Below are 20,579 nucleotides of genomic sequence, written 5' to 3'. Positions count from 1 at the left end.
ACATGTGCGGCATCGCAGGCACGTACCGATGGCCGGACGGGAAGGTCGTGACCGACCGACTCACCGAGACCCTCGCCCACCGCGGTCCGGACGGAGCGGGCCGGTACAGCCACCCCGTCGGTGACGGCGAAGTGCACCTCGGGCACCGCCGGCTGGCCATCATCGACCTGTCGGAGACCGGCGCCCAGCCGATGGTCTCGGGCGGCCTCGTCCTGACGTACAACGGCGAGCTGTACAACGCGCCCGAGCTGCGTGCCGAGCTGGCAGCCGCTGGGGTGCGCTTCCGCGGTACCTCCGACACCGAGGTGCTGCTGGAGGCCTGGCGGCGCTGGGGCACGGACTGCCTGCCTCGGCTGCGCGGCATGTTCGCGTTCGGGATCTTCGACGAGCGCACCGGTGAACTGGTGCTCGCCCGCGACCAGCTCGGCATCAAGCCGCTGTTCCTGCTCCGGCGCGGCGAGGGGCTGGTGTTCGCCTCCGAGCTCAAGGCGCTCGCCGCCGTGACCGGTAGGTCGCTGCAGGTGGACCATGCGGCGCTGGTGGCCTCACTGCTGTACTACTGGGTGCCGGACTCACGGTGTGCGTTCCGCGAAGCGGAGAAGCTGCCGCCGGGGAGCTGGCTCCGGTGCCGGCCCGACGGCCGGGTGGAACTCGGCCGGTACTGGCATCTGAAGGACGTCGCCGCCGAGGGCCGGGAGCGGGCCCGGAGCGGCGAACAGCCGGACCTGGCTGCCATCGTCGAGGAGTCGACTCGGCGCCACCTGCTCTCCGACGTACCGGTGGCGACCTTCCTCTCCGGCGGTCTTGACTCCAGCTACCTGACCGCGCTGGCGGCCCGCGACCGCCCCGGGATCTCCGCTTACACGATCGGGTTCCGCGCCGAGGACGCCAAGTTCGAGGCGATGCCGAACGACCTGCGCCATGCCCGGCAGGTGGCCGAGCGGTTCGGCGTCGACCTGCATGAGATCGAGATCGCCCCGAATGTGCTCGACCTGCTGCCGCAGATGACGTACGACCTGGACGAGCCGATCGGCGACCCCGCCGCGATCAACACGTTCCTGATCTGCTCGGCCGCACGAGAGGCCGGGGTCAAGGTGATGCTCTCGGGGATGGGTGCCGACGAGCTGTTCGCCGGTTACCGCAAGCACCTGGCCAACCTGCTTGCGCTGCGCTACCAGCGCATCCCGCGACCCCTGCGGCGCGGCTTGTCCGCGACCGTGGACCGGCTACCGGTCGCCACGGCCCGCCGGGGGTACCGGTCGGTGCGCTTCGCGAAGCGGTTCCTCTCCTTCGCCGACCTGCCGGAGGAGACCGCGTTCCGGCGCAGCTACACCATGTACGACCAGGAGGAGTTGCTCGCCCTGGTCAATCCGGACTTGGCCGGGACGGTCGAGGACGTGCTGACCGAGCATGCGGACATCTACCAGGACAACGACCTCGACGACTTCGTCAACCGCATGTGCCTGGGCGACGCCCGGATGTTCCTGCCGGGCCTGAACCTCACGTACACCGACCGGTCGAGCATGGCCGCATCGACCGAGGTGCGGGTGCCGTACGTGGACGTCGAGGTGGTCAAGGCGGCGTTCGCCGTGCCCGGCGATCGCAAGATCGTCGGACGACAGGGCAAGGCCGTCCTCAAGGAGGCGGCCACCTCGATTCTGCCCCGGGAGATCGTGTACCGGCCGAAGGGCCTGTTCAGCGCCCCGCTGCGCGCCTGGATGAGCCGGGATCTGGCACCGCTGGTGCGCGAGGTGGTAAACGACGGCGTGCTCGTCAATTCCGGGTTCCTGCGCCGCGACGCGCTGGCGCGCATGGTCGCCGAGGACGCCGCCGGGCAGCGGGACTTCTCCAAGCATCTGTGGCACGTGCTGACCCTGGAGTACTGGTATCGCGGCGCGACCTCTGGCTCCGGCCAGAGCCAGACGGCTTGACGGCATAGAAACAAGAGGAGCTCGGGTGAAACAGGTTGTGCAGAACTACAAGAGCGGCGAGTTGGCGGTGCTCGACGTGCCGATGCCGGGGTGCAAGCCGGGCGGGGTGCTGGTCCGCAGCGCCTACTCGCTGATTTCCACCGGGACCGAGCTCATGAAGGTGTCCGAGGCCGGCATGTCGATGGTGGGCAAGGCCCGTTCCCGTCCGGACCAGGTCGCCAAGGTCATGCAGAGCGTGGCCACCAACGGGGTGCCCGCCACTTACCGCAAGGTGATGGGCAAGCTGGACTCCTACACGCCGCTGGGCTACTCGCTGTGCGGGGTGGTCGAGCAGGTCGGCACCGGGATCGACGACGTGGCGGTCGGCGACCTCGTGGCCTGCGCCGGCAATGAGCACGCGTTGCATGCCGAGCTGAACTGGGTGCCGAAGAACCTCTACGCCCGGGTGCCGGACGGCCTCGCGCCGCGGCACGCGGCCTTCGGCACCGTCGGGTCGATCGCGCTGCAGGGCGTGCGCCAAGGCGAGTCACAGCTCGGCGAAGTGGCGCTGGTCATCGGCCTCGGGCTGATCGGGCAGCTGGTGGTGCAGCTCCTTGCGGCCTCAGGGGTCCGCGTCGTCGGTGTTGACCCCGACCCCGTGCGCTGCGAGCTGGCCGAACGCCTTGGCGCCGCGGCCTGCGGCGATCCCGCGTCCGCGGCCGTGGAAGCCGTCGTCGCCGAACTCACCGGCGGTCACGGCGTGGACCAGGTGTACCTGGCCGCCGGCGGCGGCAGCAACCAGCCCGTCGAGCTGGCCGCGCGGCTCTGCCGGGACCGCGGCCGAGTCGTCGACATCGGCAAGTGCCGCCTGGACCTGCCGTGGAACGCGTACTACGAGAAGGAGCTCGACGTCCGGTTCTCCCGCAGTTACGGCCCCGGGCGCTACGACCCGGAGTACGAGCTCGAGGGGCGGGACTACCCGATCGGCTACGTGCGCTGGACCGAGCGCCGCAACATGGCGTGTTTCCTCGATCTCGTCGCCCGGGGCAGCGTCGACGTGGAGCCCCTGGTCTCCCACATCGCTGACTTCGATGACGCCGTCGAGACGTACCAGCGCCTGAAGGACGGCGACCTCAAGGCCGTGGCTGTGCTGTTCCGGTACCCCGAACATAAGGGGGAAGCGGACGCCCCGGCGGTGGCCGTGCCCGCGGTGCGACGCAGCGGCGGAGCGTCCACCCCGGCCCGGTCCGCCAAGACGCCGGTGCGCCTCGCGTTCGTCGGCGCGGGAAACTACGCGACGTCGATGCTGCTGCCGCATCTGGCACAGCGCGACGGCGTCGAGTTGTCGACAGTCGTCACCACGACGGCGCTGTCCGCGGCCAACGCGAAGCGGAAGTTCGGCTTCGCCGACGCGACCACCGATCTCGACGCCGTGCTCGGCGACAAGTCCATCGACGCGGTGTTCGTGGTCACTCGGCACAGCTCGCATGCCGAACTGACCCGGAAGGCGCTGCTGGCCGGCAAGACGGTGTTCGTGGAGAAGCCGTTGGCGCTCACCGAGGACGAGCTGGCCGGCGTGCTCGCGGCGGTGGAGGAGTCCGGCAACGACCGGCTGCAGGTGGGCTTCAACCGCCGGTTCGCGCCGCTGCTGCAGGAGGCCAGGAAGCGGTTCGGCGCCCGGACCGGACCGGCGAGCCTGCGCTACCTGGTCAACGCGGGCCGGTTGCAGCACGGCAGCTGGTACCTCCAACAAGGCACGGAGGGCTCGCGCTTCGCCGGCGAGGGCGGACACTTCATCGACACGGCGAGCTGGCTGCTCGAGGCCGACCCGGTATCGGTGTACGCGGTCGCCCTGTCCGGTAACGAGGACCTGCAGGTCGTGCTGCACTACCCGGACGGGTCCACCGCCACCATCAGCTACGTCACCACCGGCGCGCCCAGCTTCCCCAAGGAGACGCTGGACCTCGTCGCGTACAACAAAGTGCTGCGGCTCGACGACTTCGTCCGTGCCTCGGTGTACGGCCGCAAGCGGTGGGTCAGTTCGCGGCTGCCCAAGGCTCGGGACAAGGGCCAGTCCGCCGAGCTGGCCGCGTTCATCAAGGCCGTGCGGACCGGCGGGCCGATGCCGGTGCCGCTGGACTCGCTGGTCGCCACCACGGCGGCCACCCTCGCCGTGCAGGCCGGCCTGGCCGGCGGCGCGCCGGTGACGTTGGCGAGGACGCGATGACCATGAGCGCGGGCTGGTACCTGCGGCGGCTGTCGCGGATGGGACCGCGGGAGGTCGGCGGCCGGGCGGGCGACGCGGTGCGCAGGCGGCGGTGGCGTTCGGCGCCGCCGGACTGCCCGAGCGTGACCGGCGCCCGGTTCACCGCTTCGCTGCCCGCGGGGACTCTCGCCGCGGTGCCGCCGGACGCCGCGAAACGTCTCATCGCCGAGGCGGACCGGCTGATGTACGGGCACGCCGAGTATTTCGGGGTGGTCCGCGACGACCTGGACGACCCGGACTGGTGGTGCGACCCGAAGACCGGGCGCCGGGCTCCGTGGGGCTATGCCTTCGACGTGCCGTACCGGAACGAGGACGTGGTCGGGGACATCAAGCAGATCTGGGAGCTGTCCCGGCATCAGTACCTCACCGTGCTCGCCGCCGCCTACGCGATCACCGGGAACGAGCGGTACGCCGAGCGGGTGGCCGAGCACCTGCGGTCCTGGTGGACGGCCAACCCACCGCTGCGCGGCGTGCACTGGATCAGCGGCATCGAGCTGGGCATCCGGCTGCTGTCCTGGGTGTGGATCCGCCGGCTGCTCGACGGCTGGCCGGGCGCGGCCGGGCTGTTCGAGGGCAACCCGGTGGCGCTGAACCAGATCTGGCACCACCAGCGCTGGCTGGCCGCCTTCCCCAGCCGGGGGTCCTCGGCGAACAACCACGTCATCGCCGAGGCCGCCGGGCAGCTCGCCGCAGCCTGCGCGTTCGGGTGGTTCCCCTCCTCGGCGCGTTGGCGGGCCGACGCGCTGCGGTCGCTGGAGGCGCATCTGCGCGACAACACCGTCGACTCCGGCCTCAACCGCGAGCTGGCCACCGAGTATCACGGACTGGTGCTGGAACTCGGCCTGGCCGCGGTGGCCGAGGCGGATGCCGCCGACGTGCCGGTCCCCGCGTCGATCCGGCTGGTACTGCTGCGGATGACCGACGCACTCGCGGCCATCGTGGACAGCCGGCTACGGCCGCCGCGCCAGGGGGACGCGGACAACGGGCACGGCCTGGTCGTGGACGGCGCGGACACCGACCGCTGGGCCTCGCTGCTGGCCACCGGGGACGCCGTGTTCGGCCGGCTCGCCTGGTGGCCCGCGGTGACCGGCACCGATGTGCGCACCCCGCTCCTTGCCGCGCTCATCCGGCCCACCGCACCGGCCGTGACCCGCCCGGCAAGCCGACCGGCCCACTTCGCCGACGCGGGGCTCACCATCCTGCGCGGTCCTGGAGAGATCTGGTGCCGCTGCGACGGTGGTCCGCACGGCTTCCTGTCCATCGCCGCGCATGCCCACGCGGACGCGCTGTCCGTGGAGGTCCGGCACGACGGTGTCGACGTGCTCGCCGACCCGGGGACGTACTGCTACCACGGGCAACCCGAGTGGCGGCAGTACTTCCGGTCGACCCTCGGCCACAACACCCTGCAACTGGACGGCAGTGACCAGTCCGTCTCCGGCGGCCCGTTCCTGTGGACCCGGCATGCACGCAGCCGCGTCCTGGCCGCGGACACATCCGACGAGGGTGTGGCCCGCTGGTGCGCCGAGCACGACGGTTACCAGCGCTCCGTGCACCGCCGCCGGGTGGAACTGACGGCCGCGAGCCAGGAGCTGAGGGTGGTCGACGAGGTGCGCGGCCCGCGCCGGGACGTGCGCCTGGCGTTCCACCTCGGCCCGGCGATCACCGCGGACCTGGCGGGCAACCGGGCCGTGCTCACCTGGACTCGGGACGGCGAGGACCGCTCCGCGGCGCTCAACCTGCCCGGGCAGCTGAGCTGGCGGGCGCATCGCGGCGAGAGCAACCCGCCGCTGGGCTGGTACTCCCCCGGTTTCGGGCGCAAGGAACCCACCACAACGCTGGTCGGCAGCGGCTTCGCCGGCGACGGCGCGGAGGGGTTCACCACCGTGCTCAGGTTCCGCGGCTAGGGGGGCGCGTGAGGATGAAGAGGCGACACTGGGCGTTGGCGGCGGCACCGCTGGCGCTGGCCCTGCTGGCGGCGACCGGCTGTGAGAGCACGCCGGGCGCGGGGGCGGAGCCGGACGCTGCGCCGTCCACGCCCGCAGCCCGGGTGTGCGCCAAGCCCGCGGCCGGGCCGGCGAAGGCACCGGCGGGCGCGGTGACGGTCGACCCCGCGGTGGTCGGTGACCTGGCAGCGAAGACCAAGAGCAGCCCCCCGAACACCACGTTCTGGCTTCGACCGGGCAAGCACAGGCTCGACCCGGACCGCTACGCCCAGGTCATCCCCAAGGAGGGGAACCGCTACCTCGGTGCGCCGGGCGCGGTGCTCGACGGCCGGAAGACCAACCAGTACGCGTTCGGCGGCAGCGCCCACAACGTCACCATCCGCTACCTGACCGTGCAACGTTTCGTGGCGCCGCCCGACGAGGGCGTGGTCAACCATGACTCGGCCGACGGGTGGGTGATCGAGCACGCGACGATCCAGAACAACTCCGGCGCCGGGCTGATGGCCGGTGCCCGCCAGCAGGTCCGCGCCAGCTGCCTGCGCGACAACGGTCAGTACGGCATGAACGCGTACAAGGCCAACGGCCGTATCACCGGCCTGGTGGTCGAGGGCAACGAGATCGTGGGCAACAACACCGGCGACTGGGAGCGGCGGCGGGAGGGCTGCGGCTGCACCGGAGGCATCAAGTTCTGGGCCGTCAACGGCGCCGACGTGCGCGGCAACTGGGTGCACGACAACCGCGGGACCGGGTTGTGGGCGGACACCAACAACAACGACTTCCGCATCGAGAACAACGTGCTCGAGGCCAACGACGGTGCCGCGCTGATCTACGAGACCAGCTACAACGCGGTCATCCGGAACAACACGATCCGGCGGAACAACTGGGTCGAGGGCCGCAGGGAAGCCGACCGCGGCGACAGCTTCCCGTACGCGACCATCTACCTGTCCGAGTCCGGCGGCGAACCACGGATCCGAGCCCGCACCAACAAGATCGAGATCTACCGGAATGTGCTGGAGAACAACTGGTCCGGGATCACCCTGTGGGAGAACGCCGACCGGTTCTGCAACAGCCTGGCCAACACCTCGTCCGGTGACTGCACCTTGCTGGTGCGGGACACCGACCGCTGCGCGAAGCCGGCGATCGCCACCGCACCGCTCTACGCCGACTGCCGGTGGAAGACCCAGCGGGTGGACATCCACAACAACCGCTTCGTGCTGGACAAGTCCGTCGTCGACTGCACGGTGAAGTGCGACCGGATGGCGGTGCTGGCCAACTACGGCACCTATCCGGACTGGTCGCCGTACCAGGGCGAGCGGGTGGCCGAGGCGATCACCAGCAAGCAGCACAACCGCTGGCACGACAACGTCTACCTCGGACCATGGAAATTCGTCGCCCACAACCCGAGCCGGATCCTCAACTCCGGGCAGTGGCAGGGTGCGCCGTACCAGCAGGACGCGGGCAGCACCTTCCGCGCAGGGGACGGTGGCTGAGATGAGCACGGACCACACACCGAAGATCGTCGGGATCGTCTGGGGGCTGCTGATCCTCAACACGCTCGGCTCCACCGGGGCGAAGACCATCATCCCGCTGCCCCGCTCCCTCATCCAGATGGTCACCATGGGCGCGCTGGTCGCCGCGTTCGCGCTGGCGCTCGCGGCCAATCTCCGGCTGCGCATCCGAGCCAGCGCCTTCGTGTTCCTGCTCACCCTGCTGCTGGTGCCGAGCGTGATCTCCAGCGCGAACCTGGAGTCCGGGTTCGGCGCGCTGTTCCGCTGCGCCCGGCTGGCTCTCTTCATCGGCACGCTGTGGCTGCTCAGCCGCTGGTGGGACGGCAGCCTGACGTTCGTCCGGTGCCACATCCGGATGTACTTCGCGGTGCTCGGGTCGGTGGCCGCCGGCCTGGTCATCTCACCGGGCGCGGCCCTGCCCGGGCTCTACGGCGGGCGGCTGGTCGGCGCGTTGTGGCCGCTCACCCCGCCGCAGATCGGACAGTACGCCGCGGTGATCATCGGGCTCACCGTGCTGCTCGTTCTGGGGCGCCGGACCGACAGGACCAGCGCGGCGGTGGTCATCGTGCCGTCACTCGTCCTGCTCGCGCTGACCCATACCCGGACGGCCACGCTCGGCCTGCTCATCGGGCTGGCGTTGGCGATCAGCTCGCTCATCCTGACCAGCGCCCCCGCCCGCCGGTTCTTCGCCTGGGCGGTGCTGTGCGCCGCCGTGGCCGCTGTGGGGTTCGCCTCCGCGCTGCAGGCGTGGTTCCTGCGCGGACAGAGCCAGGAGAACTTCACCAGCCTCACCGGTCGGGCCAAGGTCTGGCACGCCCTGCTGGCAGCCCCCCGGACGACCTCGGAGTATCTGTTCGGCGCGGGCCTGGGCGACAAGTCGTTCGGCGGGCTGCCGATCGACAACAGCTGGCTGGCCGTTTACAACGAGCAGGGTATGACCGGCGTCGCCCTGGTGGCGGCGATCATCATCGTGCTGGGCGGTGTCGCGCTGCTGCGGCCACCGTCGCTGTCGAGGGCCTGCGCGATCTTCCTGATCAGCTACTGCGCGATCGCGTCGTACACCGAGGCCGGGCTGGGCGACGCCTCGCCGTATCTGCTGCATCTGGCCCTGGCCGCCTCACTGCTGGCGGCACCTGCCGCGGCCACTCCCCTCTCGGCGCCCGAAGTCCCCCGACGACGCGTCCCGCGATGGGCCCAGAGATCGGAGGTGACCTGAGCATGCACGTCCTCGTGGTGCACAACCGCTACGCCTCGGCGCAGCCGAGCGGGGAGAACAAGGTCGTCGACCAGGAGGTGGCGCTGCTGCGCGGGGCCGGCCACCAGGTCGAGGTGTTCGAGCGGCGCAGCGACGACATCGCCGCCCGGTCCCTGCTGGGCAAGGCCGCGGTGCCGCTCCTTGTGCCGTGGAACCCGGCGGTCCGCACGGAACTCGCCGCCCGGCTGCGCACCGAGCGGCCGGACGTGGTCCACGTCCACAACGTCTTCCCGCTCCTGTCGCCCGCGGTGCTGGCCGCCTGCGCCGACGCCGGAGTGCCCGTCGTCGCCACGCTGCACAACTACACCCAGGTCTGCCCGCCCGGCACGCTGCAGCGGAACGGCCGGCCGTGCACCGAGTGCGTCGGGTCGGCGCCGCTGCCCGCCGTCCGGCACGGCTGCTACCGGAACTCCCGGCTGGCGACGGTACCGCTCGCGGTCAGCATGTCGGTCAACCGACGGCGGTGGTGGTCCGGCGTGGAGCGGTTCTTCTGCATCTCCGCGGCGCAGCGCGACGTCCTGGTGCGGGCCGGCATGCCGGCCGAGCGACTGGCGTTGAAGCACAACTTCGTGCCCGACCCGGGCGCCTTGCGTTCGGGCGCGGGCGAGCATCTGCTCTATCTCGGCCGGCTCGCGGAGGCCAAGGGCGTGCGGCTGCTCATGGCCGCCTGGGACGAACTCGCCGCCGACGGCGGGGTGGGCGTCCCCCTCGTGATCGCCGGTACGGGGCCGCTGGAGCCGGAGGTGACCGCCTGGGCCGCGGACCGGGACGACGTCCGCTACGTCGGCCTGTACGACCAGGCGGAGTGCCGGCAGGCGATCGCGCGGTCGATCGCCGTGGTGGCTCCCTCGACGTGGCTGGAGGCGTTCGGCCTGGTGGTCGTGGAGGCGATGGCGGCGGGGGTCCCGGCCGTCGCCGCCGGTCACGGCGCCTTCGTCGAACTCGTCGAGGACGGGGCGACCGGGCTGCTGCACCGGCCGGGCGAGCCCGCCTCGCTCGCGTCCTGCCTGCGCCGGATCACGGCCGAACAGGACCGCAACCGGGAGATGGGCCAGGCGGCCCGTCGCCGTTACGAGCAGCACTTCAGCCCGGCCGTCGGGCTGGAGCGCCTGGTGGAGGAATACCGCACCGCGATCGCGGGTCGGTCCGGCGGCGGGGACAGCCCGCCGCCGGTAGGGAACGGAAACGCTGGCTCGCGGCGGGGCACCCGCGCGAGCAGAGATGGGAGCAGTAAATGACACGATGCCGACTCTGCGGCTCGGCGGCGATGGGGAGCGTCGTCGATCTGGGGGCGACCCCGCCGTGTGAGAGCTTTCTCGCCGCGGACCAACTGGACCAGCCGGAACCGGCGTACCCGCTGCACCTGCGGGTCTGCACGGACTGCTGGCTCGCGCAGATCCCTCCGCTGATCAAGCCGGAGGAGACGTTCACGGAGTACGCGTACTTCTCCTCCTTCTCGACCTCCTGGGTGGAGCACGCGCGCACGTTCGTCGACGACGCCGTACAGCGGCTGGGTCTCGGCCCCGACGCCTTCGTGGTCGAGGTCGCGAGCAACGACGGGTACCTGTTGAGGCATGTGGTGGACCGCGGGATCCGCTGCCTCGGCATCGAGCCCTCGGTGAACGTCGGCGCCGCGGCGCGGGACGCGGGTGTGCCCACGCTCACGGAGTTCCTGTCCCCGGACACCGGCTCGGCCGTCCGCGCCGAGCACGGCCCGGCGGACCTGGTCGTGGCCAACAACGTGTACGCGCACATCCCCGACGTGGTCCGGTTCACCCAGGGGCTGCGCGCCCTGGTCGCCGACGACGGCTGGGTCTCCATCGAGGTGCAGCACCTGCTGACCCTGATCGAGGAGAACCAGTACGACACGATCTACCACGAGCACTTCCAGTACTACACGGTCGCGTCCGCGATCCGGGCGCTGGCGAGCGGCGGACTCGCGCTCGTGGACGTCGAGTTGCTGCCCACGCACGGCGGATCCATCCGGCTGTGGGCCCGGCCGGCCGAGGTGGCCGGCGAGCCGACCGATGGGGTATCCCCTGCTCGAGCGGAGTCGAGAGCTTGGGGAAGGGTGGCCGACGTGCTGGACCGGGAGAAGGCCGCCGGGCTGCAGGAGCTGTCCGGGTACACCGAGTTCTCCGCTCGGGTGGCCAAGGTGCGCCGGGACCTCCTGCGGTTCCTCATCGAGGCGGCCGAGCGCGGCGAGACGGTCGTCGGCTACGGCGCCCCGGGCAAGGGCAACACCCTGCTCAACCACTGCGGCATCCGGCCCGACCTGCTCCCGTACACGGTCGACCGCAACCCCTACAAGCACGGCCGGTTCACGCCGGGCACCCGCATCCCGATCCTGGCACCCGAGCGGATCGCCGCCGACAAGCCGGACTACGTCCTGGTCCTTCCGTGGAACCTGCGGGCCGAGCTGACCGAGCAGTTGTCCTTCGTACACGAATGGGGCGGCCGACTCGTGTTTCCCATTCCGGAACTGAGCATTGTCGAGGTCAAGCGATGAAGGTCGTCCTGTTCTGCGGCGGTTACGGGATGCGTATGCGCAACGGAGCCTCCGACGACGTGCCGAAGCCGATGGCGATGGTCGGCCCGCGGCCGCTGATCTGGCACGTCATGCGCTACTACGCACACTTCGGACACACGGAGTTCATCCTGTGCCTCGGGTACGGGGCTCACCACATCAAGGACTTCTTCCTCAACTACGAGGAGACGACGTCCAACGACTTCGTGCTGCGGGGCGGGCGGGCCGAGCTGCTGTCCACCGACATCGCCGACTGGACGATCACGTTCGCGCAGACCGGCATCGAGTCACCGATCGGGGAGCGGCTGCGACGGGTGCGGCACCACCTGGACGGCGACGAGATGTTCCTCGCCAACTACGCCGACGTGCTCACCGACGCCCCGCTGCCGGAGATGATCGACCGGTTCGCCCGGCGCGACGCCGGTGCGTCGATGATGGTGGTGCCGCCGCAGTCCTCGTTCCACTGCGTGGAACTGGGCGAGGACGGCCTGGTGGGAGGCATCACCGCGGTGAGTGACATGCCGCTGTGGGAGAACGGCGGCTACTTCGTGCTCCGCCAGGAGGTCTTCGACCACATCCCGGAGAACGGGGACCTGGTCGCTGACGGTTGCGCCCAACTGGCCAAGCGCGGACGGCTGGTGGCGCACCAGCACCGCGGCTTCTGGAAGCCGACCGACACCGTGAAGGAGCGGGCCGCGCTCGACGACGCCTTCGCGCGGGGCGACCGCCCGTGGGCCGTGTGGGAGCACGGCGACACAAGGGCGGGCGTGCCCAAGAGCCGGGCCGGCGCCGGGGCGGGCACCGCGTGATCCGGCTCGGGGCCGGGCGCCTGAACAGAATCGTCGCGGTGGGCGCGCACTGCGACGACATCGCCATCGGCGCCGGCGGCACGCTGCTGACGCTGTGCCGCGCGCATCCGGGCCTCCGCGTCGACGCGCTGGTGCTCAGCGGCGGCGGCAGCGAGCGGGAACAGGAGGAGCGGGCCGCGCTCGCCGCCTTCTGCCCGGGCGCCGACCTCGGGCTGACCATGCACAAGCTGCCGGACGGCCGGCTGCCCGCGCACTGGGACGAGGCCAAGGGCACGGTCGAGGAGCTGCGCGCGACCACGGAGCCGGATCTCGTCCTCGCCCCGCGCACCGACGACGCGCACCAGGACCACCGCGGTCTGGCCAAGCTCATGACCACCGCGTTCCGCGACCACCTCGTGCTCGGCTACGAGATCGTCAAGTGGGACGGCGATCTCGGCCGTCCGGCGGCGTACCAGCCGCTGGCACCGGAGATCGCCGAGGAGAAGGTGCGGCTGCTGCAGGAGCACTACCCCTCGCAGCAGCACCGGCCCTGGTACGACCGGGAGGCCTTCCTCGGGCTGGCCCGGATCCGCGGTATCGAAAGCAACGCGCGCTACGCCGAGGCGTTCGCCGTCACCAAACTCACTCTCGACCTGGGGGAATGAACCTTGCGCGTACTACTGACCGGGCACCAGGGCTACCTGGGCACCGTCATGGCCCCGGTCCTCGCGGCCGCCGGGCACGAGGTCGTCGGTCTTGACGCCGGCCTGTTCGCCGACTGCGTGCTGGGCCCGACGCCCGCGGACCCGCCGACGCGGCGGGTGGACCTGCGCGACGTGACGGCCGAACACGTGGCCGGGGTGGACGCCGTGATCCACCTGGCCGCGCTGTCCAACGACCCGCTGGGATCGCTGGCGCCGGAGCTCACCTACGACATCAACCACCACGCGTCCGTGCGGCTGGCCCGGCTGGCCCGCGACGCCGGAGTGCGGCGCTTCCTGTACGCATCGACCTGCTCGGTCTACGGCGCCGCCGGGGCCGACGAGCTGGTGGCCGAGGACGCCCCGCTGCGGCCGGTGACGCCGTACGCGGAGTCCAAGGTGCGGGTGGAGGACGACCTGCACGAGCTCTGCGACGGCGACTTCAGTCCGGTGTTCATGCGCAACGCCACCGCCTTCGGCTACTCGCCCCGGCTGCGCGCCGACATCGTGCTGAACAGCCTGGTGGGGCACGCCCTTCTGTCCGGCGAAGTCCTTGTGCTCTCCGACGGCACCCCTTGGCGCCCGCTGGTGCACGCCGCCGACATCGCGCGGGCCTTCGCGGCCGCGCTGGTCGCGCCGCGCGAGGCGGTGCACGACCGGGCGTTCAACATCGGCAGCGAGATCAACAACGCCACGGTCGCCGAGATCGCCGAGCAGGTCGCCGAGGCGGTGTCCGGCGCCAAGGTGGTGATCACCGGGGAGAACGGCGCCGACCCGCGGTCGTACCGGGTGGACTTCTCCCGGTTCCGCGCCGCGGTGCCCGGCTTCGACTGCGAGTGGACGGTCAAGCAGGGCGCGCTCGAACTCGCCGACGCCTACCGCAAGCACGGGCTGAACCGGGAGGACTTCGAGCGACGCTTCACCCGGCTGGCCGTGCTGCGCGCGGCGTCCGACGCCGGCGCCGTCGACGACACCCTGCGGTGGCGCCGATGACCGCGGCCGGCGAAGAGATGCACGCGCTGGTGGAGCGGTTGTACCCGCTGTGCCGGAGCATCACCGGCGACGGTGTGCGCGCCACCCTGGAGATCGTCGGCGAGTACATCCCTCTGCAGGTGAACGAGGTGCCGACCGGGACTCAAGTGCTCGACTGGACGGTGCCGCAGGAGTGGAACATCCGGGACGCGTACATCGCCGACCCCGCCGGCAACCGGGTCGTCGACTTCGCCGCGTCCAGCCTGCACGTGCTCGGCTACAGCGTGCCGGTGTCGGCGACCATGCCGCTGTCCGAGCTGCGCGCGCACCTACACACCCTGCCGGACCACCCGGCCTGGGTGCCGTACCGCACCAGCTACTACACGCCGGAATGGGGGTTCTGCCTGGCCCAGAAGACCTTGGACGCGCTACCGGACGGCGAGTACGAGGTGCGCATCGACTCCACGCTCACGGACGGCCACCTCACCTACGCCGAGCACGTGGTCCCCGGGCAGGTAACCGACGAGGTGATCGTCTCCTGCCACGTCTGCCACCCGTCGCTGGCCAACGACAACCTGGCCGGCATCGCGGTGGCCACATTCCTGGCCCGAGCGCTGGCGCAGGAAACGCCGTACTACACCTACCGGTTCATCTACGCGCCCGGCACCATCGGGGCGATCACCTGGCTAGCCCGCAACGCGGAGCGGATCGAACGGGTCAAGCACGGCCTTGTGCTGGCCTGCGCCGGCGACCCGGGCCAACTGACGTACAAACAGAGCAGACGCGGCGACGCGGAGATCGACCGGGTGATGCGGCATGTGCTGGAAGCCTCCGAACGCCCGCACCACGTCGCCGAGTTCACTCCGTACGGCTACGACGAGCGGCAGTTCTGCTCGCCCGGGTTCGATCTCGGTGTGGGCTCGCTCAGCCGGACCCCGTACGCCGGCTACCCCGAGTACCACACCTCGGCGGACAACCTGGACTTCGTCTCCCCGGAGGCGATGGCCGACACGCTCGCCCTCTGCCGCGAGGCATTCGCCCTCCTTGACCGCAACCGGCGGTACGTCAACCTCAGCCCCTACGGCGAGCCGCAGCTGGGCCGGCGCGGGTTGTACGACGCTCTCGGCGGCCGCAGCGACACCAAGCAGGCCCAGATGGCCATGCTGTGGGTGCTCAACCTCTCCGACGGCGAGCACAGTCTGCTGGACGTCGCCGAGCGGTCCGGGCTGCCGTTCGACACCGTCGCCGCCGCGGCCGGTGCCCTGCGCGACGCCGACCTGATCAAGACGTGACGCCGATGACCATCGAGGGGGAGAAGACGAGGGCACCGGCCGGGTCCGCCAAGCGGGCCCTCGTCGGCCGGCTGTCCTGGGGACTGGCCGACCAGGCCGCCTCCAGCGTGAGCAACTTCGCGGTGGGCATCTACGTGGCCCGCTCGCTGGGGGTGACCGCGTTCGGCGTGTTCAGCCTCGCCTGGGTGACGTACGGCGTGGTGCTCAACGTCTCCCGCGGGCTGGCCACCGATCCGCTCACGGTGCGCTTCAGCGGCCCGCCCGGCGCGGCTTGGCGCGGGGCGGTGGGCCGCTCGACGGGCACCGCGCTCGGCGTCGGCGGCGTCCTCGGCGCGGTGTGTCTGGTGGCCGGGCTCGGCCTCGGCGGCCGGGTCGGGCCCGCGTTCGCCGCCCTCGGTGTCATGCTGCCGGGGCTGCTGCTCCAGGACGCCTGGCGGTACTCGTTCTTCGCCGCGGGCACCGGGCGGAAGGCGTTCCTCAACGACGTCGTGTGGGGTGTCGCGCTCGTCCTGGCCATGGTGGTGGCCGCCCGCGTCGGCACCGTGGCCGCCTTCGTGCTCGCCTGGGGCGCGTCCGCCACGGTGGCCGCGGGGTACGGCTGCGTCCAGTCCGGCATCCGGCCCCGGATGGCCGAGGCGCGCGGGTGGCTGCGCGAGCAGCGCGATCTCGGCTACCGGTACCTGGTCGAGAACGTCAGCCTCAGTGGCGCGAGCCAGTTGCGGGCGTACGGGCTCGGCGTGATCGTCGGGGTCGGCGCGGTGGGTGCGGTGCGGGGCGCCGAGCTCCTGCTCGGCCCGTTCCTGGCCGTGCTCATGGGGCTTTCACTGGTCACCGTCCCGGAGGCGGCACGGGTACTGCGGCAGGCCCCGCACCAACTGGGCAGGTTCTGCCTGCTCCTCGGCGGGGGGCAGGCTGTCGGCGCGCTGCTCTGGGGCTCGGCGCTTCTGCTGGTGCCCGGCCGGCTCGGCGAGATGGTGCTCGGCGACGTCTGGCACTCCGCCTCCCAGCTCATCGTGCCGATCAGCCTCGGCGTCGCCGGCGCGGGCCTCGGCACCGGCGCGGCGGCCGGGCTGCGCGCGCTCGGCGCGGCCCGGCGCAGCCTGCGCTGCCAGTTGTTCGCCTCCGCCTGCTACGTCGGCGGCGGGCTCGGCGGCGCGGCCGCCGGCGGCGCGGTCGGCTCGGCCTGGGGGGTCGCCGCCGCGACCGTCAGCGGCTCGGCCGTGTGGTGGCTGCAACTGCGGTCCGCCCTGCGCGAGCACGCTCAAGAACCGATCCGCGAAGTGAGGACGTCATGACCGCGCAACCCAGGCTGAGCATCGGCCTGCCCGTGTACAACGGCGAGGAGTACTTGGCCGAGTCGCTCGACGCCCTGCTCGGCCAGACCTACGAGGACTTCGAGCTGGTCATCTCCGACAACGCCTCGACCGACGGGACCCAGGACATCTGCCGCCGGTACGCCGCGAAGGACTCGCGCATCCGGTACCTCCGGCTGCCCCGGAACATCGGCGCCGCGCCGAACCACAATTACGTGTTCACCGAGTGCCGCGGCGAACTGTTCAAATGGGCCTCGCACGACGACCTGTACGCCCGGGACCTGCTGCGGCGCTGCGTTCAGGCGCTGGACGAGCGGCCGGACGTGATCCTCGCGCACAGCGGCCAGGCGGTCATCGACGGCGAGGGCCAGGTGAAGGTCCCGTACGAGTACGGGCTCGCCACCGACTCGCCCAACGCGCCGGAGCGTTTCCGCAGTCTGCTGTTCGAGCCCGGTGGCGACGACTTCTACGGGGTGATGCGGGCCGACGTGCTGCGCCGGGTGAAGCCGCACGACAGCTACCACCACGCGGACCGCACGTTCGTCGCCGAGATCACCCTGCACGGGCCCTTCCACCAAGTGCCCGAGCTGCTGTACTTCCGGCGCGACCATCCCACCCGCGCCGAGCGGGCGAACCCGTCCAAGCGCTCCCGGTGCGTCAACCTGGACCCGCGCCGGGCCGGTCTGCTGCACCCGACGCCCCGGCTGCTTGCCGAGTACGTCTGGGGCTTCGTCGCGGCGATCCGGCGGGCGCCGTTGTCCCCGGCCGACCGGCGCGCGTGCTACCGCCGCCTGGCCGCATGGATGACCAGCCGGGTCCGGCCCGGCGCCGGCGAGCGGGTCGAGGACCGCGCCCCGGTCTCCCCGGACCGGCTCACCGTGTCCGTCGACGCCCTCGTCGCCGGCCGTGAGGGGAGGCAGGCATGACGCCCGCGAACGAAACCCCGGTGCGCGTCGGGGTGTTCGGTCTGCTCGGCTCCGGCAACCTCGGCAACGACGGATCGCTTGAGGCCGTGCTCGGGTACCTCCGCGCCGAACATCCGGAGGTGGTCGTGGACGCGCTGTGCGGCGGACCCGAGGCCGTGACGACCCGGTTCGGGATCCCCGCGACGCGGCTGCACTGGTACCGCGGGGAGTACCGGACCGCGTCGCGTGCGAGCGCGATCGCGGCGAAGGGGCTGGGCAAACTCGTCGACGTCTTCCGCACCGCTGCCTGGGTGCGCCGGCACGACGTGGTGATCGTCCCGGGCATGGGCGTCCTGGAGGCCACGCTGCCGCTGCGGCCGTGGGGCTTCCCGTACTCGCTGTTCCTGCTCTGCGCGAGCGGCCGGCTGCTGCGCACCCGGGTGGCGCTGGTCAGCGTAGGCGCCGCGACGATCGGCAACCGGCCAACCCGGGCCCTGGTGCGCTGGTCGGCACGGCTGGCCGCATATCGGTCGTACCGGGACGCGCAGTCTCGCGACGCGATGCGGGCGATGGGCGTGGACACCGCGCGCGACGAGGTCTACCCGGACCTCGCGTTCGCCCTGCCGACGCCGCGGGCGAGCGCGCCCTCGGACCCGTCGGCCCCGCCGGGCCCGGTCTGCGTCGGCGTCATGGACTTCCACGGCGGCAACGACGATCGCGCTCGGGCCGATGAGATATACCGGCGCTACCTCGACGGGACGATCCGGTTCGTCCGCGCGCTGGTCGAGGAAGGCAGGGCTGTCCGGCTGCTCACCGGTGACGAGTGCGACGCGTCGGTGGTCGCCGCGATCCTCGACGCGGTGGACTCGCCGCTGGTCACCGCTGCCGAGCCGTCCTCACTGGCCGACCTGATGAAGGAGATGGCGGCTGCCGACACCGTGGTGGCGATCCGGTACCACAACCTGATCTGCGCGCTGAAGACCGGTACGCCGGTGCTCGCTCTCTGCTATGCAGCGAAGAGCGACGCGCTCATGGCGGAGATGGGCCTTGGCGCGTACTGCCACCCGGCGCGCGATGTCGACGCCGACCGGCTTCTCGAGCAGTTCCGTGCGCTGGAGAAGCGTTCGGCCGGGCTGCGGCAGACCCTCACCGAGCGGAACCTGGCCGCCGCCCGGCGACTCGAGCACCAGTTCAACTCCTTGACCGCGGCCCTGTTCCCTGCGGCCGACCACGCCCACACCTTGCGGAAGGCTCCATGAAGGCGACCAAAGTCCCGGAAATCACCGGCGCGTACCTGTTCGAGCCGACGCCGTACGCCGACGAGCGCGGCTTCTTCTGCCGCACCTTCGACGCCGACGTGGTCCGCTCGGTGGGCCTCGACCCGGACGCCTTCGTCCAGGACAGCCTGTCCCGCTCGGCCCGGGGCGTGCTGCGCGGCCTGCACCTGCGCTCCGGCGCCGGCGAGGCCAAGCTGGTGCGGTGCTCGTACGGGAGGATCTTCGACGTCGTCGTGGACCTGCGGACGGACTCGCCGACCTACCGCAGCCGGGCCTTCTTCGAGCTGTCCGACGAGACGCAGGTGACCCTGTACATCCCGGCGGGGTGCGCGCACGGCTTCCAGACTCTGGCCGAAACCGCCGACGTCTCGTACCGGATCGACCGCCCGCACGATCCGGCCGAGGACGTGACGATCGCCTTCGACGACCCGGAGCTCGCCATTCCCTGGCCGCTACCGGTCACATCGATGTCCCAGCGGGACCGGGAGGCGCCGAGCCTCGCCGAAGCCCTGCAGCAAAAAGAGAGTTGAGGTTGGCGTGGACACCAAAGGCACCGAAGAGTTCCTCCTGCCCCGGTCGCGGATGGCGAACGAGCGGCTGCACGCCATGATCCCCGGGGGCGCGCACACCTACGCCAAGGGCGACGACCAGTACCCCGAGAACCTGGCCCCGGTCATCAGCCACGGCCGCGGTGCCCACGTGTGGGACATCGACGACAACCGCTACGTCGAGTACGGCTCCGGCCTGCGGTCGGTCAGCCTCGGCCACGCCCACCCACGCGTGATCGAGGCGGTGCGGCGGGAACTCGACCGCGGCAGCAACTTCGTCCGGCCGTCCATCGTGGAGGTCGAGGCCGCGGAACGCTTCCTGGCCACGGTGCCGACCGCCGAGATGGTGAAGTTCGCGAAGAACGGCTCCGACGTCACCACCGCCGCGGTGCGACTCGCCCGCGCCGTCACCGGGCGCCCGCGGGTGGCCATCTGCGGCGACCATCCGTTCTTCTCCGTCGACGACTGGTTCATCGGCACCACGCCGATGTCCGCAGGTATTCCGGCGGCGACCACCGAACTCACCGTTGCGTTCCCTTACGGGGACCTGGCCGCCGCGGAGGAGCTGCTCACCCGGTACCAGGACGAGGTCGCCTGTCTGATCCTCGAACCTTCCGGTCACACCGAGCCTTCCCCAAGCTCTCAACTTCGTTCGAGCAGGGGAGACCCCACTCCCGGGTACCTCGCCGGCCTGCGCGAGCTGGCCGACCGGCACGGCTGCGTACTGATCTTCGATGAGATGATTACCGGCCTGCGCTGGTCCGAGGCGGGCGCCCAGGGCCTGTACGGCGTCGTCCCCGACCTCTCCACGTTCGGCAAGGCACTGGGCAACGGGTTCGCCATCTCCGCGCTGGCCGGGCGCCGCGATCTGATGGAGCAGGGCGGGCTGCGTCACTCCGGCGACCGGGTGTTCCTGCTGTCCACCACGCACGGTGCGGAAACGCACTCGCTGGCCGCCGCGATGGCCGTGCTCACCACCTACGTCGAAGAGGGCGTCACCGCGCGGCTCCACACCCTCGGCCAGCGGTTGGCCGCCGGTGTCCGCGACGCCGCCGCCGGCATGGGCGTCGGCGACCACATCGTCGTCCGGGGCCGGGCCAGCAACCTGGTCTTCGCCACCCTCGACGAGAACCGGCAGCCGTCGCAGCAGTACCGCACCCTGTTCCTGCGCAGGCTCCTCGCGGGCGGGGTGCTGGCCCCGTCGTTCGTGGTGAGCAGCGCGCTCAGCGACGCCGACATCGATCACACCGTCGACGTGGTGGCCCAGGCATGTGCGGTGTACCGGAAGGCATTGGACGCCGCAGACCCCACCCCCTGGCTGGCCGGACGACCGGTGAAGCCCGTATTCCGCCGGCTGGCGTGACGTGACGTGAC

At 71.4% G+C, this 20,579-nt stretch carries 16 protein-coding genes; all 16 read left to right on the top strand.

Annotation, left to right across the window (positions count from 1 at the left end; translation table 11 throughout):
• Positions 1-2: 2 nt before the first annotated feature.
• From asnB to ACIBB8_RS21845, 16 genes are read left to right on the top strand one after another with little or no spacing between them, the layout of a single operon-like run.
• Complete coding sequence (asnB, locus tag ACIBB8_RS21920; protein WP_398954528.1) at positions 3-1,931, top strand: asparagine synthase (glutamine-hydrolyzing); 1,929 nt, start codon at positions 3-5, stop codon at positions 1,929-1,931.
• 25 nt (positions 1,932-1,956) lie between these two features.
• Positions 1,957-4,137, top strand: a complete 2,181-nt coding sequence (locus ACIBB8_RS21915) for a bi-domain-containing oxidoreductase (RefSeq protein ID WP_398954526.1) — start codon at positions 1,957-1,959, stop codon at positions 4,135-4,137.
• Positions 4,134-6,080: an alginate lyase family protein gene (locus ACIBB8_RS21910; protein ID WP_376345369.1), complete on the top strand. Its 1,947-nt coding sequence runs from the start codon at positions 4,134-4,136 to the stop codon at positions 6,078-6,080. The genes ACIBB8_RS21915 and ACIBB8_RS21910 overlap by 4 nt, the downstream gene beginning before the upstream one ends.
• An 8-nt stretch (positions 6,081-6,088) precedes the next feature.
• On the top strand, positions 6,089-7,609 hold the full coding sequence (locus ACIBB8_RS21905; RefSeq protein ID WP_384140079.1) for a right-handed parallel beta-helix repeat-containing protein: 1,521 nt from the start codon (positions 6,089-6,091) through the stop codon (positions 7,607-7,609).
• A 1-nt stretch (position 7,610) separates the two neighbouring features.
• Complete coding sequence (locus ACIBB8_RS21900; protein ID WP_398954524.1) at positions 7,611-8,843, top strand: O-antigen ligase domain-containing protein; 1,233 nt, start codon at positions 7,611-7,613, stop codon at positions 8,841-8,843.
• A 2-nt stretch (positions 8,844-8,845) separates the two neighbouring features.
• The gene (locus ACIBB8_RS21895) at positions 8,846-10,120 is read left to right on the top strand and encodes a glycosyltransferase (RefSeq protein ID WP_398954522.1); all 1,275 of its coding nucleotides are present in this window, start codon (positions 8,846-8,848) and stop codon (positions 10,118-10,120) included.
• Positions 10,117-11,391: a class I SAM-dependent methyltransferase gene (locus ACIBB8_RS21890; protein WP_398954520.1), complete on the top strand. Its 1,275-nt coding sequence runs from the start codon at positions 10,117-10,119 to the stop codon at positions 11,389-11,391. Before ACIBB8_RS21895 ends, ACIBB8_RS21890 begins: the two co-directional genes overlap by 4 nt.
• Complete coding sequence (locus ACIBB8_RS21885) at positions 11,388-12,218, top strand: glucose-1-phosphate cytidylyltransferase (protein ID WP_398954518.1); 831 nt, start codon at positions 11,388-11,390, stop codon at positions 12,216-12,218. Before ACIBB8_RS21890 ends, ACIBB8_RS21885 begins: the two co-directional genes overlap by 4 nt.
• A complete protein-coding gene (locus tag ACIBB8_RS21880; protein ID WP_398954516.1) occupies positions 12,215-12,862 on the top strand; it encodes a PIG-L deacetylase family protein in 648 nt (215 codons plus the stop codon). The genes ACIBB8_RS21885 and ACIBB8_RS21880 overlap by 4 nt, the downstream gene beginning before the upstream one ends.
• A gap of 3 nt (positions 12,863-12,865) precedes the next feature.
• Positions 12,866-13,891 (top strand): NAD-dependent epimerase/dehydratase family protein, encoded by a 1,026-nt coding sequence (locus ACIBB8_RS21875; protein ID WP_384140091.1) that lies wholly within the window; start codon positions 12,866-12,868, stop codon positions 13,889-13,891.
• A complete protein-coding gene (locus tag ACIBB8_RS21870) occupies positions 13,879-15,162 on the top strand; it encodes a DUF4910 domain-containing protein (protein WP_376345357.1) in 1,284 nt (427 codons plus the stop codon). The genes ACIBB8_RS21875 and ACIBB8_RS21870 overlap by 13 nt, the downstream gene beginning before the upstream one ends.
• Positions 15,163-15,167: 5 nt before the next feature.
• Positions 15,168-16,457, top strand: a complete 1,290-nt coding sequence (locus ACIBB8_RS21865; protein WP_398954614.1) for a hypothetical protein — start codon at positions 15,168-15,170, stop codon at positions 16,455-16,457.
• Positions 16,454-17,401, top strand: coding sequence for a glycosyltransferase family 2 protein (locus tag ACIBB8_RS21860; RefSeq protein ID WP_398954513.1), 948 nt, complete (start codon positions 16,454-16,456; stop codon positions 17,399-17,401). The genes ACIBB8_RS21865 and ACIBB8_RS21860 overlap by 4 nt, the downstream gene beginning before the upstream one ends.
• Positions 17,398-18,639 (top strand): polysaccharide pyruvyl transferase family protein, encoded by a 1,242-nt coding sequence (locus ACIBB8_RS21855; protein ID WP_398954511.1) that lies wholly within the window; start codon positions 17,398-17,400, stop codon positions 18,637-18,639. The genes ACIBB8_RS21860 and ACIBB8_RS21855 overlap by 4 nt, the downstream gene beginning before the upstream one ends.
• A complete protein-coding gene (gene rfbC, locus ACIBB8_RS21850; protein WP_398954509.1) occupies positions 18,636-19,187 on the top strand; it encodes a dTDP-4-dehydrorhamnose 3,5-epimerase in 552 nt (183 codons plus the stop codon). Before ACIBB8_RS21855 ends, rfbC begins: the two co-directional genes overlap by 4 nt.
• Before the next feature lie 7 nt (positions 19,188-19,194).
• Entirely contained in the window at positions 19,195-20,568 is a 1,374-nt protein-coding gene (locus ACIBB8_RS21845; protein WP_398954507.1) for a glutamate-1-semialdehyde 2,1-aminomutase, read from the top strand.
• Positions 20,569-20,579: the final 11 nt, after the last annotated feature.

It is taken from the genome of Streptomyces sp. NPDC051286 (assembly GCF_044455345.1).
Lineage (GTDB): Bacteria > Actinomycetota > Actinomycetes > Streptomycetales > Streptomycetaceae > Streptomyces.
Note: the sequence above shows the minus strand (reverse complement) of the source record. Positions and strands in the feature narration are given on the sequence as shown.

What these genes read in the sequence shown, in the direction of transcription:
- asnB (WP_398954528.1), top strand. Translation starts at nt 3, where the DNA reads ATGTGCGGCATCGCAGGCACGTACCGATGGCCGGACGGGAAGGTCGTG.
- ACIBB8_RS21910 (WP_376345369.1), top strand. Translation starts at nt 4,134, where the DNA reads ATGACCATGAGCGCGGGCTGGTACCTGCGGCGGCTGTCGCGGATGGGA.
- ACIBB8_RS21900 (WP_398954524.1), top strand. Translation starts at nt 7,611, where the DNA reads ATGAGCACGGACCACACACCGAAGATCGTCGGGATCGTCTGGGGGCTG.
- ACIBB8_RS21895 (WP_398954522.1), top strand. Translation starts at nt 8,846, where the DNA reads ATGCACGTCCTCGTGGTGCACAACCGCTACGCCTCGGCGCAGCCGAGC.
- ACIBB8_RS21890 (WP_398954520.1), top strand. Translation starts at nt 10,117, where the DNA reads ATGACACGATGCCGACTCTGCGGCTCGGCGGCGATGGGGAGCGTCGTC.
- ACIBB8_RS21885 (WP_398954518.1), top strand. Translation starts at nt 11,388, where the DNA reads ATGAAGGTCGTCCTGTTCTGCGGCGGTTACGGGATGCGTATGCGCAAC.
- ACIBB8_RS21865 (WP_398954614.1), top strand. Translation starts at nt 15,168, where the DNA reads ATGACCATCGAGGGGGAGAAGACGAGGGCACCGGCCGGGTCCGCCAAG.
- ACIBB8_RS21860 (WP_398954513.1), top strand. Translation starts at nt 16,454, where the DNA reads ATGACCGCGCAACCCAGGCTGAGCATCGGCCTGCCCGTGTACAACGGC.
- ACIBB8_RS21855 (WP_398954511.1), top strand. Translation starts at nt 17,398, where the DNA reads ATGACGCCCGCGAACGAAACCCCGGTGCGCGTCGGGGTGTTCGGTCTG.
- rfbC (WP_398954509.1), top strand. Translation starts at nt 18,636, where the DNA reads ATGAAGGCGACCAAAGTCCCGGAAATCACCGGCGCGTACCTGTTCGAG.